The following is a 15,047-nucleotide window of genomic DNA, read 5'->3' as shown; positions in this document are numbered from 1 at the left end:
GGCGCTATAAGGTACTAACCATATAGTTACTTATAAAAATCCTCGCGAGGAGACGATGTCCAAAATCAGGAGCGCGCTCGAGGCAGTGCAGCGCATCGGTGACAAGGCGGTCGTTGCCGTCAATTCCTCCAGCGGGCTTTGCTGCCCGGACCTGGTTCTCCAGGCACTGGGGGAGCGGTACCGCGAAGAGGGCCATCCCCGCCAGCTTACCATGATCCACCCGATTGCCGCGGGCGACATGTTCGGCACCAAGGGCGTCGACCATCTGGCCCAGGACGGCCTCATCGACACGATCATCGGCGGGTCCTATCCGTCGGGACCGTCTTCGGCGGAGCCGCCGCTGATCTGGAAGATGCTCGGCGAGAACAAGATCAGCGCCTACAACGTGCCCAGCGGCATCCTGTTCGACATTCTCAGAGAGGCGGCCGGAAAGCGTCCCGGCGTCCTGACCAAGGTCGGGCTCGACACCTTCGTCGATCCGGCGCTCGATGGCTGCGCCATGAATGACCGCGCCCGCTCGCAGCCGATCGTGCGCAAGGTTCAGTTCGAGGGCGACGAGTGGCTCTATTTCCCAGCGATCGCACCGGACGTCGCCATCATCCGGGCCTCGACGGCGGACGAACGTGGCAATCTGACCTTCGAGCATGAAGGCGCCTATCTCGGCGCCATGGAGTTGGCGCTGGCTGCGCACAATTCCGGCGGTACCGTCATTGCGCAGGTCAAGCGGATCGCCCAATCGGGCACGCTGCGTCCTCATGACGTCAGGGTGCCGGGCATCCTCGTCGACATCATCGTCGAGGCGCCGGACCAGTTGCAGACGACGGCGACGGCTTATGACCCGGCCATATCGGGCGAGCTGTTTCGCCCCCTCGATACGTTCACGATCCCCGCTTTCGATGCGGCCAAGGTGATGGCTCGCCGGGTGGCGATGGAGCTCGAGAACGGCTGGGCCGTGAATATCGGTTTCGGCATTTCCGCGAACGTTCCGCGCATTCTCCTGGAGGAAGGCCGGCATGGCGAGATCACCTGGGTGATCGAGCAGGGTGCCGTCGGCGGCATCCCGCTGCTCGACTTCAAGTTCGGTTGTTCCTCCAACGCGGAGGCGTTCGTGGCCTCGCCGCATCAGTTCACCTATTTCCAGGCCGGCGGCTTCGATGCCTCCCTCCTGTCGTTCCTTCAGATCGGGGAGGATGGCTCCGTCAACGTCTCCAAGCTGGCGGTGCGGCCGCATGTGACGGCCGGCGCCGGAGGCTTCGTCGACATCACCTCCCGCGCCAGGAAGATCGTGTTCTCGGGCTACTTCAATGCCGGTGCGAAATTGTCGGTGGTCGACGGCAAGCTGAGGATCGACAAGGAAGGCAAGGTTGCCAAGCTCGTGCCCGAGGTCGACCAGGTCTCGTTCTCCGGCAAGCGCGCCACGCTGCAGAACCAGGACGTGACCTATGTCACCGAGCGCTGCGTGCTGAAGCTGATCGACGGCCGGCTCACCGTGACGGAGATTGCGCCGGGCGTCGATCTCAAGCGCGATATCCTCGACCAGGCTGCCTTCCCGCTCACCGTGGCCGAGCCTCTCCCGCTGATGCCAGCCGACCTGTTCGAGCCCGATCGCCGCAGCCGGCAGGCGGTCACCAGAGAGGCGGCCGAGTGATGAGCGGGGATGGCGTGCGGCTGAAGATCGAGGGGCCGGTTGCGAGCATCGTCATCGAACGCGAAGGCAAGCTCAATGCCTTCGATGCTGCCATGGTGGCGGAGCTGCAACGTTTGTGCGCCCTCATCGAGCACGATGCGACCATCCGCGTCGCGATCCTGACGGGGGCCGGGACGAAAGCGTTTTCGGCAGGCGGCGACATCGAGGCCTGGAGCCGCGAGGCTCCGGAGGATTTCGGTCGGTTCTGGGTGCGCGAGGGACACGCCGCCTTTGACGCGCTGGCCCGGCTGCGCCAGCCCCTGATCGCCGTGCTGAACGGCCATGCCTTGGGCGGAGGCCTGGAGCTTGCCGCCTGTGCGGACTATCGCATTGCGGAAGCCCACGCCAAGATCGGGCAGCCGGAGACGGGGCTCGGCATCATCCCGGGATGGTCGGGTACACAGCGGGCGACACGGCGCTTTGGTGCCCAGGCCGTGCGACGCATGGCGATCTTCGGCGAGATCCTGACCGCGAAGGATGCACGCGAACTCGGTATCGTGGACGAGGTGGTGGAGACCGGCCAAGGGCTTGCCCGGGCCATGGAGGTCGCGGAAAAGGTGTGCTCGCGCGCGCCCTTGGCGACCGAGATGACCAAGATGCTGGTGAACGCCGCCGAAGCGGAGGAGACGGAACGGGTTTTCGACTGCCTGGCCGGCATAGCCGCGGCACAGTCGAGCGAGCTGCAGGCGGGCCTCGCCGCCTTCCGCGAAAGGCGGCCGCCGAAATTCTGACCGGCCGCCTGACGGCCGACAGATCCTTGTTCCGAGGCGCTAGCTTTGGGAAAAGAAGCGCCGCTTCTTTACCCTCCCCATCGAGGGGAGGGTATGTTTGCTCGGACCCAGCAAGAGACGGTCTCCACGCGCGTGGCATTGGCTTGCCGTCTCAGCGATAGACCATCAACTGGTTCTCTCCGGACTGGACGATGTCTCCAGTCTGCTTGCGTACACAAAACCCCAGTATGAGGATGCCTCGGTCCGGCCGCGATGTCGTCCTCTTGTCCCTGATGCCGACGCGGGCGGCGATCGTGTCGCCGGCCAGGACGGGGCGCTCGAACCGAAAGTTCCAGCCTAGCGAGGCGATGGCGAGGAAGCGGGCCTGCGCCTGGTTCTTCAGCCCATCGACGAGCGACAGGATCAGGAGGCCATGGGCGACGCGAGAGGGAAAGCCGTGAGCACGCGCCGCATCATCGTCCATATGGATCTCGAAGCGGTCGCCGGTCAAATCGGCGAAGGCATCGATCAGTTCGGTACCCACATGTCTTGCCGGTGTGTCGAACCAATCCCCGATGGCCACATCTTCATAGCGCAGTCCGGTCGCCGCGAGGCGGCGACCGGTGTCGGGTGCGATGTCGTTCATGCCGGCACCGGCGCGTCCTCGCGCAGCAATTGCTTGCTTTTCAGCTCGGCCCAGAAGTCCGAGGGAATGGGGTGGCTGAACCAGTCCAGGTTCTGGTCGAGTTGCTCCACCGTGCGCGTTCCCGCGCAGAAGGCCGGGATGGCGGGGTGGGCGACGACGAATTGGAGCGCCGCAGCGGCAAGCGGCACCCTGTGGTCGCGGCACACCGCCTCGATCCTGGCGACCTTTTCCATCACCGCGGCCGGGGCGGGGGCGTAGTTGTATTTCGCGCCGGGCACCGCGCCGGTTGCCAGGATCCCGGAATTGAAGCCGCCGCCGACCAGCACGGCCGCACCCCGCTCCTCGCAAAGCGGCAGGAACCCGTCGAGAGCCTCCTGTTCGAGTAGCGTGTAGCGGCCTGCCAGGAGGAAGCAGTCGAAATCGCGCTGCTTGAGCGCCTCGTGGCAGACTTCCCATTCGTTGACGCCCACACCGATCGCCTTCACCGCGCCTTCCGAGCGCAGGCGCTCCAGAGCGCGCCAGCATCCGTCCATGGCCTGCCTGAAGACTTCCGGCTGATCGTCGCCACGGGTGAAGCGGTCGATGTCGTGAATGAACAGCATGTCGATGCGCTCGAGCGCGAGCCGCTGCAGGGAATCCTCGAACGCCCTCATCGTGCCATCATAGCTGTAGTCAAAGCTCATGGTGTTCGGCGCCGCATTGACCCAAGGCGAGAAGTCGATGTTGGAACGCCGGGCCGGATGCAGGATGCGCCCAACCTTCGAGGCGACGACGAAATCATCGCGCTTCTTCCAGCGCAGCGCCTGCCCCAGGCGCAGTTCAGAAAGGCCATGACCGTACATCGGTGCGGTGTCGTAGAAGCGCACGCCGGCATTCCAGGCATGCTGTACCATTTCGTCGGCAACCGGTTCGCTGATCTCGCGCAAGAAATTCCCGATCGGCGCCGTCCCGAAGGCAAAGGGGGTGACCTCGATGTCGCTGCGGCCGAATTTCCGCTTTTCCGATGGCTTCATGATTTCCTCCGTTGGCATCGCTCTTTGATGGCTTGCCTGACCTGGCCTCGATTCGAGGGGATCGTCAGGCTTGACCCGTTTGATCCACGTGCGTTATAGCAGTAACTAGATAGTTACAAAAGGGGGAGAAGCGCATGTACCCAAGCGAAACGCAGATGCAGGTGCGCGACATGGCGCGACAGTTCGCCGACGACGTGATCAAGCCGCTGGCCGAGGAGCTCGATCGTGAGGAGCGCTTCCCCCATGAGATCTATGAGCAGATGGGAGAGCTCGGGCTCTTCGGCATCGGCGTTCCCGAAGCCATGGGAGGCCCGGGGTTCGACACGCTGACCTATGCGCTGGTGATGGAAGAGCTTTCGAGAGGCTATGCCTCGGTTGCCGATCAATGCGGCCTGGTGGAACTCATCTGCACGCTGCTGGTGAGGCACGGCACGCCGGCCCAGCGCCAAGCCTGGCTGGCACCGGTGATGCGCGGAACCAAGCGCGTGGCCTATTGCATAACCGAGCCGGAGGCCGGAACGGACGTGTCCGGCATCAGGACCACGGCAGAACGGGACGGAGAGGGCTGGCGTCTCAACGGCGGCAAGATCTGGATCCACAACGCGCCGGTCGCCGATGTCGGTTTCGTGCTGGCCCGGACGGATAAGGATGCCGGCCACCGCGGCATGAGCATCTTCATCGTCGATCTCAACGCCAAGGGCGTCGAGCGCGGCCCCAAGGAGCACAAGATGGGGCAGCGTGCCAGCCAGGTTGGCGCGCTCAATTTCACCGATGTCGTGCTCGGGCCGGATGCGCTGTTGGGAGACCTCGGCAAGGGCTTCCACATGATGATGAGCGTGCTGGACAAAGGCCGCGTCGGCATCGCGGCGCTCGCGGTCGGCATCGGCCAGGCCGGCCTGGAGGCTGCCGTCGACTATGCCCGCCAGCGCAAGCAGTTCGGCAAGGCAATCGCCGAGTTCCAGGGCGTGCAGTGGCTGATTGCCGACATGGCCAAGGATATCGAGGCTGCACGTCTTCTGGTGCACAGCGCGGCTACGAAGATCGATCGCGGGGACAATGCGACCAAGGCCTGTTCGATCGCCAAATGCTTCGCCGGCGACATGGCGGTGACCCGCACGGCCGACGCCGTCCAGGTCTTCGGCGGTTCCGGCTACATCCGCGGCTTCGAGGTCGAGCGCCTGTATCGCGACGCCAAGATCACCCAGATCTATGAAGGCACCAACCAGATCCAGCGCATGATCATCGCCCGCGAGCTGTTCAAGCATGGAGCGCTGGCATGAGTACGCCACTCCGGCAGGCGGCCTTCATCACCGGCTCCAGCCGCGGAATCGGCCTGGCGGCCGCCATCGAACTGGCCAGGAACGGCTTTGCGATCGCCTTGAACGGGCCCGTGGATGATGCGGAACTGCAGGCCGCCGAGGAACGCGTGCGTGGCCTTGGTGTGCCGGTCACCCGCGTCGCCGGCGACATCGCCGATATCGGTGCGCATGAGACAATGCTCGACCTCGCCGAAAAGGCGCTGGGGCCGCTTTCGACGCTCGTCAACAATGCGGGCGTATCGGTGCTGAGCCGCGGCGACCCGCTCGATGTCAGCGAGGAAAGCTACGACCGCTGCCAGGCTGTGAATGCGAAAGCGCAATTCTTCCTGTGCCAGAAATGGGCAAGACGCGTTATCGCGCGCGATCGCAATGACGGCCGCTTCTATGCGATCTTGAATGTGTCGTCATCGAATGCCGATGCGGTCGCCGAGCCGCGCGCGGAGTACTGCGTTTCGAAAGCGGGCTCAGCCATGGTCAGCAAGGTGTTCGCCGTTCGCCTGGGGCGCGAGAACATTGCCGTCTACGACATCAGGCCGGGCCTGATCGAGACCGCGATGACGCAATCCGTGACCAGCCTGTACCAGCGGCGCATCGATGAAGAGGGCCTGACCCTGATGCGGCGCCTGGGCCAGCCGCAGGATGTCGGCACCGTGATGGCGACCCTCGCCACCGGCAAGCTGCCCTATACGACAGGCCAGGTGATCGCCGTGGATGCGGGCATGCTGGTGCCGAGATTTTGAGGAAACTACGATGATCCGTCTTCCAGACGCCAATGGCGCTTTCTCCGACTATCGGCTCAGCGGCAAGGTGATCCCGGCTGCCCGCTTGCCCGCCGGCGCGGCGCGCGTCGTGTTTTCGGCGGCCCATGTCGTGGCCGATCCGTTCACCGCCAATGATCCTTCCGGCCCGGCCGCGGTCGACTGGAAGGCGACGATGGCGTTTCGCCACCATTTGAACGATCTCGGACTTGGCATTGCCGAAGCGATGGACACGGCCCAGCGCGGCATGGGCCTGGACTGGCCTCGGGCCCTCGAGCTTATCCGACGCACCCGCGAGGAGCTTCCGCAGGCGCTGATCTTCAATGGATGCGGCACCGACCAGCTCGAGCCGAGCCAGGCGCGCGGGCTGGACGACGTCCGTCGCGCCTATTTCGAACAAATTGAGGCCATCCAGGCCCTGGGAGGGCGCCTGATCCTGATGGCGAGCCGCGCCCTTGCTGCGGTGGCCGGCTCACCGGAAGAATATGTGAAGGTCTATGGCGATGTCCTGGCCCGCTGCGACCAGCCCGTCATCCTCCACTGGCTTGGCGACATGTTCGACCCGGCGCTCAAGGGCTACTGGGGCAGCGAAAGCTTCGAGGCCGCCATGCAGGTGGCATTGCGCGTCATCGAAGAGAACGTGGCAAAAGTGGACGGCATCAAGATTTCGCTCCTGGACAAGGACAAGGAAATCCTGATGCGACGGCGCCTGCCCGCCGGCGTCAGAATGTATACGGGCGATGACTTCAACTATCCGGAATTGATCGCCGGCGACGAGGTCGGCTTTTCGCATGCCCTTCTCGGTATTTTCGATCCTCTTGCGCCGGCTGCGGCCTTCGCCATCCAGAAACTGGGGGAGGGCGACAGACAAGCCTTTCATGCGGTACTGGATCCCACCGTCCCGCTGGCGCGGCTCATCTTCCGGGCACCCACCCAGTTCTACAAGACGGGCGTCGTCTTCCTCGCCTGGCTCAATGGCTTCCAGGAGCATTTCATCATGCTGGGCGGGGCGCAGGCCATGCGGCCGCTGCCTTATTTCGTCGAACTTTTCAAGCAGGCGGATGCCTGCGGCCTGCTGCGCGACCCGGATCTGGCAACCGATCGTATGCGCAGGCTGCTTGTCCTTTACGGCGCCTGAGAGGTCGCGATGCGCGATTTCTCGACGGATCATTCGGCGCTCGCCCTGAATACCGCGACGCTCGGGCACAATCTGGATGGGCATGGCGCTGGCTGGTCCATCGAGCGCGTCATCGATGCCTGCGCCGAGCGCGGCTTTGGCGGGATCGTGTTCTGGCGCCGGGAGATTGGGGGGCGAGCCATCGCGATCGGCGATCGTGCCCGCCAGGCGGGCCTCGAAGTCGCGGGCCTGTGTCGCAGCCCCTTCCTGGTAGGCCCGATGGCGCCGCGGCCTCTATCCGTCCTGCGGGATGACTTCCGGGCCTCGATCGACATGGCGGCAGGACTCGGGACCTCGATCCTGACCATCGTCGTCGGCGGGGTCGAGCCGGGAAGCCTTGGGGTGGAGGAAAGCCTGAAACGCGTGGCCGAGCGGGTCGCCGAAGCCGCACCCTACGCGGCACAGAGGGGCGTTCGCCTGGCGCTCGAACCGCTCAACCCAGTCTATGCGGGCAACCGCTCCTGCCTGGTGACGATGCGTGACGCCGTCGACCTCTGCGAGGCGATCGGCGAGGCCAATGTCGGCATTGGCGTCGATGTCTATCACGTCTGGTGGGACACCTCCCTTGCCGGCGAACTCCGGCGTGCCGGCAAGGAGCGCATCCTGGGGTATCATTTGTGCGACTGGCTTGCCGAGACGCGCGATGTCCTGCTCGATCGCGGCATGATGGGAGATGGCGTCGCCGATCTGAAGTCGTTGCGCGCGGCGGTGGAAGACGCAGGTTATCGAGGCTTGTGCGAGGTCGAGGTCTTTTCGGCCGAGAACTGGTGGAAGCGCGATCCGGCGCAGGTGCTCGACACCTGCGTCGAGCGCTTTCGCTCCGTCTGTTGAAACGCCTGTCTTCAAGCGCGCCGACCACGGCGTTGTCGGAGACCTGTTGACGATTGTGCCGACGTTCCAAAGGGGACTTTGATCGGGTGCCGCCGCTAGGCTAGGCTTTCACCGTTCGAGGCATAGCAGTAAGCGTCAGGGAAATTGGGCGGAAGTGGTCAGGCGTCCCAAAGGGCCGAGCATCAAGGACATCGCCCAGGCGGTTGGGCTGTCAACGGCGGCGGTGTCCTATGCCCTGAGCGGCAATGGCCGCGTCTCGATCGAGACCCAAGAAAATGTCCGGCGCGTCGCCGATGCCATGGGCTTTATCAGGAATGACACCGCAGCACGTTTGCGCACGGGCGAATCCAACCTGCTCGGGGTCATCGTTCACGACATTTCCAACCCGTTCTTTGCGGAATTGCTCAGTGATTTCGAGGCGTTTTGCTACGAAGCGGGCTATCTGACCATCGTCGCGAATACCAAGGATGATCTGGCGCGCCAGGCGACGCTGATCGACGCTCTGGTCGCGCAGAATGTTGCCGGCCTGCTGATCAGTCCGGGTCATACGACATCATGCGACATGATGGCGGGCCTTCGTCGGCGATCGAAGCCCTATGTGATTTGCGTACGGGACATCAACGATCCTTCGGCTGATTTCATCGGTGCCGACGATGAAACGGCGGGCTATCTTGCCGCCCGGCACCTCATCGACACCGGCATCGTCGAATTCGGCTTCGTCGGTGGCCATGAAGGAAGCAAGACCTGGGCTGGCCGTCTTCAGGGCATTCGCAGGGCCTTGGGAGAGGTTGGCAAAAGCATCGCGCTAGAGCACATCATACCGACCTCACCCACGAACGAGGGCGGAGAGATCGCGACGAGGCAGTTGCTGGAGACGAATCCAGACTGCTGCGCGGCCATTTGCTTCAACGATTACGTCGCCTTCGGAGCCTATGCCGCCCTTCACCTTGCGGGCAGGCTCGTCGGCGTCAACTACTCGATCGTCGGGTTCGACAATCTGCCTCAATCATCTTCCCTGCTGCCCGCGCTCACGACCGTGGATCTCTTCCCCCGCACAATCGGCAGGCATGCCGCCGCGACGCTGCTGGAGAAGGTGAGGGGAGCGGGGCTCGAGCCTCGGCGCTATCTGGTCGAGCCCACTCTTGTCGTGCGCCACTCGGTGGCAGGCGCCGTTCCGCATCCGCGGCTTTGACGTTGACCGTATCGGCGAAAGCAGGCTAACTACGCATAGAAAATAACTATACAGTTACTTATATATCGGCTCGCGGCGGCGCGAGGCCGGGGAGGAGTGTGCCGGTGTCTGCTCAATTCGATTACATCATCGTCGGCGCTGGCCCGGCTGGCTGCGTGCTCGCCTCGCGCTTGAGCGAAAACCCCGACGTCAAGGTGCTTCTTCTCGAGGCCGGAGGCCGGGACAGCAACTTTCTGTTCCACTGGCCTGCAGGCTTTGCCCGCATGACGAAGGGCATCGCTTCCTGGGGATGGTCGACCGTACCGCAGCGCCACATGCAAGGGCGGGTACTTTGGTACACCCAGGCGAAGGTGCTGGGCGGAGGATCCACCATCAATGCCCAGATCTACACCCGCGGCAATGCACTCGACTATGATGCCTGGCGCGACGAGGCCGGTTGCGAGGACTGGGGCTATCGCGATCTTCTTCCCTATTTCAAGAGAGCCGAGGGCAATCAGCGCTTCGACGACGAATTCCATGGCGTCGACGGTCCGCTTGGTGTGGCGATGCCGCGTGGGGCGCTTCCGATCTGCGATGCCTTCATTCGGGCCGGGCAACAGGCCGGCCTCCCCTACAACCCCGACTTCAACGGGCGCTATCAGCGCGGCATCGGCTATTACCAGCTCACGCAACGCGATGCCCGTCGCTCCTCGGCGGCTGTGGCGTTCTTGCGGCCTGCCATGCCGAGGCCCAATCTGACCGTTATGAACAATGCCGAGGTCAGGCGGATCCTGGTGGAGCGGGGACGGGCAACCGGCGTCGAGGTCAAGGAGGGCGCGGCACTCAGGCGTATTGCATGCGACCGGGAGGTTCTCGTTTCCTCGGGCGCGATCGGCTCGCCCCGCCTTCTCCTGTTGTCGGGTATCGGCCCGGCCCGCCACCTCGGCTCCGTCGGCGTGAAGGTCGTCCACGACCTGCCCGGGGTCGGCGAGAACCTTCAGGACCATGTCGATCTGTGCGTATTGTGCGAGTGCAGCGGCGACCATTCCTACGATCGGGTTCAGCGCCCGCATCGTATGGTGGCCGCGGGCCTGCAATACATGCTGTTCAAAACGGGGCCGGTGGTGTCCTCGCTCTTTGAAACGGGCGGGTTCTGGTACGCCGATCCCGCCGCGCGATCACCCGATATCCAGTTTCATTTCGGGCAGGGCTCCGGGATCGAGACCGGCATCGCCAAGCTTCAGAACCCGGGCGTCACCTTGAACACTGCCTTCATGAGGCCGCGCTCGCGCGGCAGCGTGCGATTGAAGAGTGCCGATCCCGCAGATGCACCGCTGATAGACCCCAATTACTGGGCCGATCCCTATGATCTGGAAATGTCTCTGCGCGGTCTCGAACTCGGGCGCCAGATCATGGCGCAGCCGGCATTGGCGCCATTCCTGAAGCGAGAGGTCCTGCCGGGAGCGGACATCGGCAACGACCCGTCAAAGGCCTTCGACTACGCCTGCCGGATGGCAAAAACGGACCATCATCCGGTTGGAACCTGCAAGATGGGACATGACGCGATGTCGGTGGTGGGGGTGGATCTCAAGGTTCACGGCATCGATGGGCTGAGGGTCTGCGATTCCTCGATCATGCCCTTGATCAATTCCTCCAATACCAATGCTCCCACCATCATGATCGGCGAAAAGGGAGCCGACCTGGTGAGGGGCCGGCCGGCTCTTCCGAGTGCCGTATTCTCCTGGGAGCGCAACGAGCCGCGTCCGTTCGCCGAGGCCTAGGGCGTTGACAATATCAAGCCAAAATGAAATAACTAATTAGTTACTACTGAAGTCCGCACAAAATTGCTTAAACGGATAAGCGGCGCCGAGGGAGGGAAGACTTGATCCAGGTTAGAGGCATTCAGCATATCGGCGTCACCGTGCCGGATATGAAACAGGCCGTTGACTTCTTCCAAACGGTCTTCGGTGCCGTCACGGTAATGGAATGCGGTGGTGCCGATCTCGACGACGAGTTCATGGTCCGTCGGCTCGGTGTCCCGGCTGGAACGCGCATCAAGGATCAGCGCGTCATCGTGTGCGGGAACGGAGGAAATCTCGAGCTCTTCGAATATTCCGGCGAGCCTGAGCAGACACCGATGAAACGCAACAGCGAGGTCGGCGGCTTCCACCTTGCCTTCCAGGTCGATGACGTGGGCGCTGCCACGGAGAGGCTTCGCGCTGCCGGCGTCGAAGTGCTCGATGGACCCACGCGCATCCCGTCAGGGCCTCTGGAGGGCCTCGACTGGATCTATCTGAGGGCGCCATGGGGCCTGTCTCTCGAACTGGTCAGCTGGGACGGAGCGCTGGGCTACGAGCGCGACGGCGGCCCGAAAATGTGGTCGGTGAATAGCTGAGAGTTTGAGGGCAGGGAACGCAGCTTTCCCTTGCCGGCTGAACCCAAGCAGTCCGGTGACTATCTGCTTAATCGAATAAGCGTGCACTGCCTAATATCCAGGGAGGGAAATGGGAATGCTACACGTCAAGAAGTCTGTGTGGGCGGCCTGCATGGTGACCATGCTGGCCGGAACTGCCTGGGCGCAGGACAAGCCCTATGCCGGCGTGGAACTGAAGATGCTCGGTATCGGCGATACGTCGGTCACGCGCGTCGCTCCCCTCGTTGGGGAGTTCGAAGCGCAGACGGGCATCAAGGTCCATATCGACCAGCTGCCCTATCCCGGGCTGATCGACAAGATCATCGTCGAATCGAGCTCCGATAGTCCCACCTACCAGCTGCTGTGGGTGGACAGTCCCTGGGTCGGCATGCTCGGCGAAGCCGGTGCGCTGGAGGACCTGACGTCACGAGCCAAGCGAGATGCCAGGGAGATCGGCCTTGACGACATCGTTCCCGTTCAGCTGCAGGAACTGAGCTGGCAAGGAAAGCTGCTCGGCTTCCCGGCCTCGGGAATGACGTGGCTCCAGCAATATCGGCAAGACCTGATCGACAACCCCGATGAGAAGTCCAATTTCAAGAAGAAATACGGCTACGACCTGGCGCCGGCCAAGACCTGGCAGCAATACCGCGACATTGCCGAGTTCTTCACGCGCAAGAAGGGAGAGCCGGCCGGCGGCAAGCCCCTCGATCATGATCTTTATGGCGTGAGCCAGTCCTACAGCCGCGTGCAGGGGGCCATTACCCACGACTACTTCCCCTTCATGCGCTCCTTCGGCGGCGACTATTGGGACCCGAAGACCGGTTTGTGCGCCATGACGGGCGAGCCCCATGTCAAGGCCGCCGAATATATGAAGGCGCTCATCCCCTTCAATCCGCCGGATTATCTGGGGCTGATGTGGGACATCCAGTCCGGCTTCATGGAGCGCGGAGCGGCGGCACAGGCAGCTTATTGGAGCGTGCGTTCGGTGCGGCTGACCAATCCCGACGAGGCGACGGTCGCCAAGGACGGCAAGGTCGGTTTTGCCGCAAACCCCGTCTCGGACGCGGGGGCCCAACCGACCTATACGGGCACGCTTGGTTTCGCCGTCAACGCCAAGTCACCCGAGAAGGAGAAGGACGCGGCCTGGGAATTCATCAAATGGGCGACGAGCGAGAAGCTCATGCGACGGTTTGCCGAAGAAGGCAAGGGCGTCAGCCAGTTCCGCAAGTCGATCCTCGCCGATCCCAAGCTTCAGGCCAAGTACCCCTATTACAAGGTCCTCCTCGACAGCCAGGTCGATGCGCGTCGCCGGATCTTCCATCCGTTCTACCAGACGGTTGAAGAAAACTTCGGCGTCGAGCTGAGCAAATACATGGCTGGGGAAACGCCGACGGCGCTCGAGGCCCTGACCAAGGCATGCACTGCGGTGAATACGCAGCTCTCCATGTTCCCGCTCGAACAGCGCCTGCGCTGGATCAAGGACACGCCGGTCGAAGTCCTGGCGAAGTAGATCGCACGAGGACCTCCAGCCTGGATAGCTCCGGCCTGCGAGCCGGGGCGATCAGCCGATGCATCGGGGAGACGCCATGAGCCAGATAGCCAACCGCAACAGAGCCATCGCACGCATCTTTCTGCTGCCGGCGATCGTCATCCTGTTCGTCACGACCATCTTCCCGATGCTGTACGCGCTCTGGCTCAGTTTCCGGAACTATGACCTTGCCAAGCCCTTCATCCCGCGCATTTTCGTGGGACTGTCGAACTACGCGGAAGTCCTGAGCTCCTCGGCGTTCCTGCATGCCTTGATCACCACGTTCAAGCTGATGGCGATGACGCTGTCGGTGCAACTGGTCCTGGGCGTGGGCATGGCGATCCTGGTCACCCAGAAACTGCCGGCCATGGGGATCGTGCGCACCCTCCTGCTCATTCCCATGATGATTTCGCCCGTGATCGTGGGATTGGTCTGGCTGTTCCTCTATTTCCCGGAACTTGGCTATCTCAATTATTTTACCGGACTGCTTGGGATCTCGCCCATCGGCTGGATCACCACCACGAACTGGGCGCTGACGGCCATCGCCATCGCCGACATCTGGCAATGGACGCCCTTCTTCATGATGGGAACGGCGGCCGCGTTGCAGAGCCTGCCGACGGAACCCTATGAGGCAGCCCGCATCGACGGCAATTCCCGCTGGGACGTCTTTTGTTTCGTGACCCTGCCCCAGTTGAGGCCCGTGCTGGCGAGCCTGCTGTTCCTGAGAGCGATCGATGCCTTCAAGATCTACGACATCATCTACGTGCTGACCAAGGGCGGTCCCGCTGACGCGACCGAGGTCGTGTCGCTCTACATCTACCGCCAGAGCTTCACGTTCTGGCGGATGGGCGTAGGGGCTGCCGCGTCCTTTGTCTCGCTGGTCATCATCTCGCTGCTGATCACCTATTTCTTCCGATCGATGCAGCGGCGCCAAGCCATCCAGGCACGATAGGCGGGAGGTTCTAAGTCATGACGCCCACAATACGCGAAAAAACGCTGATCTATCTGCTCATCGGCATCGTGCTGATCGTCTTCATGCTCCCGATCTATCTCATCCTCGCCTCGTCGTTGAAACAGCCCGTGGATATGTTCTCGCAGCCGCCGAAGTTCATCTTCACGCCGACGCTGCAGAATTACTACGACCTGTTCACCATACGCCCGTTCCACCTGCAGATCCTGAATAGCCTCATCGTGGCGCTGGGGTCGACGGCCTTCAGCCTGGTCATAGGCTCGCTCGCCGCCTATGCGATCTCCCGGATCAAGAACAAGTGGATCAACGACGTCGCCTTCTGGATCCTGTCGATGCGGATGTTTCCGCCGATCACCGTCGTCGTGCCATACTACATCATCTTCAAGACGATCGGCCTGCTCGATACACCCCTTGCCCTGATCATCGTCTATTCGACCTTCAACATTCCACTTACCGTCTGGCTGATGAAGGGCTTCTTCGACGAGGTTCCCGAGGCCCTCGAAGAAGCGGCCCAAGTCGATGGGCATGGTGTGATCACCACCTTTCTCAAGGTGACGCTCCCCCTGACCGCGCCAGGCCTGGCCGTCTCGGCCGTGTTCTGCTTCATCTTCTCGTGGAACGAGTTTCTGTTCGCACTGATGCTGACCGGCTCCAAGGCCCAGACGGTCACCGTCGCGGTGATGTCCTTCTGGTCCAGCGATGCGGTCCAATGGGGACGCATCATGGCCGGCTCGTTCATCGTGCTCATTCCAGGAATGATCTTTGTCCTCACCTGCCAGCGCTGGCTGGTGAAGGGATTGACCATGGGTTCCGTGAAGGGCTGA

The 15,047-nt window shown here is 62.8% G+C and carries 14 protein-coding genes; 12 read left to right on the top strand and 2 right to left on the bottom strand.

Annotated features, from left to right (window positions below; all coding sequences use genetic code 11):
• The first annotated feature begins 55 nt into the window (after positions 1-55).
• Both ACR9ZN_RS04255 and ACR9ZN_RS04250 read left to right on the top strand, forming a co-directional pair.
• Positions 56-1,648 (top strand): acyl CoA:acetate/3-ketoacid CoA transferase, encoded by a 1,593-nt coding sequence (locus ACR9ZN_RS04255; protein WP_454817599.1) that lies wholly within the window; start codon positions 56-58, stop codon positions 1,646-1,648.
• Complete coding sequence (locus ACR9ZN_RS04250) at positions 1,648-2,418, top strand: enoyl-CoA hydratase/isomerase family protein (RefSeq protein WP_434961347.1); 771 nt, start codon at positions 1,648-1,650, stop codon at positions 2,416-2,418. The genes ACR9ZN_RS04255 and ACR9ZN_RS04250 overlap by 1 nt, the downstream gene beginning before the upstream one ends.
• Positions 2,419-2,569: 151 nt before the next feature.
• On the opposite strand, the gene ACR9ZN_RS04245 is transcribed toward ACR9ZN_RS04250, so the two are convergent.
• Both ACR9ZN_RS04245 and ACR9ZN_RS04240 read right to left on the bottom strand, forming a co-directional pair.
• Positions 2,570-3,043: a MaoC family dehydratase gene (locus tag ACR9ZN_RS04245; RefSeq protein WP_454817603.1), complete on the bottom strand. Its 474-nt coding sequence runs from the start codon at positions 3,041-3,043 to the stop codon at positions 2,570-2,572.
• Complete coding sequence (locus ACR9ZN_RS04240) at positions 3,040-4,056, bottom strand: aldo/keto reductase (RefSeq protein ID WP_481271455.1); 1,017 nt, start codon at positions 4,054-4,056, stop codon at positions 3,040-3,042. Before ACR9ZN_RS04240 ends, ACR9ZN_RS04245 begins: the two co-directional genes overlap by 4 nt.
• A 134-nt stretch (positions 4,057-4,190) precedes the next feature.
• Between ACR9ZN_RS04240 and ACR9ZN_RS04235 the strand changes: the two genes are divergently transcribed.
• The 10 genes from ACR9ZN_RS04235 (at position 4,191) to ACR9ZN_RS04190 (ending at position 15,047) form a co-directional block, all read left to right on the top strand.
• Entirely contained in the window at positions 4,191-5,336 is a 1,146-nt protein-coding gene (locus ACR9ZN_RS04235; protein WP_434960559.1) for an acyl-CoA dehydrogenase family protein, read from the top strand.
• A complete protein-coding gene (locus ACR9ZN_RS04230) occupies positions 5,333-6,115 on the top strand; it encodes a 3-ketoacyl-ACP reductase (RefSeq protein WP_481271454.1) in 783 nt (260 codons plus the stop codon). The genes ACR9ZN_RS04235 and ACR9ZN_RS04230 overlap by 4 nt, the downstream gene beginning before the upstream one ends.
• 10 nt (positions 6,116-6,125) lie before the next feature.
• Positions 6,126-7,271 (top strand): dihydrodipicolinate synthase family protein, encoded by a 1,146-nt coding sequence (locus ACR9ZN_RS04225; RefSeq protein WP_454817607.1) that lies wholly within the window; start codon positions 6,126-6,128, stop codon positions 7,269-7,271.
• A gap of 9 nt (positions 7,272-7,280) precedes the next feature.
• Positions 7,281-8,141 (top strand): sugar phosphate isomerase/epimerase family protein, encoded by an 861-nt coding sequence (locus ACR9ZN_RS04220; RefSeq protein WP_481271453.1) that lies wholly within the window; start codon positions 7,281-7,283, stop codon positions 8,139-8,141.
• 154 nt (positions 8,142-8,295) lie between these two features.
• Positions 8,296-9,333: a LacI family DNA-binding transcriptional regulator gene (locus tag ACR9ZN_RS04215; protein ID WP_481271452.1), complete on the top strand. Its 1,038-nt coding sequence runs from the start codon at positions 8,296-8,298 to the stop codon at positions 9,331-9,333.
• Positions 9,334-9,437: 104 nt separating this feature from the next.
• The gene (locus tag ACR9ZN_RS04210; RefSeq protein ID WP_481271451.1) at positions 9,438-11,093 is read left to right on the top strand and encodes a GMC family oxidoreductase; all 1,656 of its coding nucleotides are present in this window, start codon (positions 9,438-9,440) and stop codon (positions 11,091-11,093) included.
• Positions 11,094-11,194: 101 nt separating this feature from the next.
• The gene (locus ACR9ZN_RS04205; protein WP_481271450.1) at positions 11,195-11,707 is read left to right on the top strand and encodes a VOC family protein; all 513 of its coding nucleotides are present in this window, start codon (positions 11,195-11,197) and stop codon (positions 11,705-11,707) included.
• A 115-nt stretch (positions 11,708-11,822) separates the two neighbouring features.
• Entirely contained in the window at positions 11,823-13,235 is a 1,413-nt protein-coding gene (locus tag ACR9ZN_RS04200; RefSeq protein ID WP_434960566.1) for an extracellular solute-binding protein, read from the top strand.
• A gap of 76 nt (positions 13,236-13,311) precedes the next feature.
• A complete protein-coding gene (locus ACR9ZN_RS04195; RefSeq protein ID WP_441770591.1) occupies positions 13,312-14,205 on the top strand; it encodes a carbohydrate ABC transporter permease in 894 nt (297 codons plus the stop codon).
• A gap of 17 nt (positions 14,206-14,222) precedes the next feature.
• The gene (locus ACR9ZN_RS04190) at positions 14,223-15,047 is read left to right on the top strand and encodes a carbohydrate ABC transporter permease (RefSeq protein ID WP_434960568.1); all 825 of its coding nucleotides are present in this window, start codon (positions 14,223-14,225) and stop codon (positions 15,045-15,047) included.

It is taken from the genome of Labrys sp. HAY1-8F (assembly GCF_056754975.1).
Note: the sequence above shows the minus strand (reverse complement) of the source record. Positions and strands in the feature narration are given on the sequence as shown.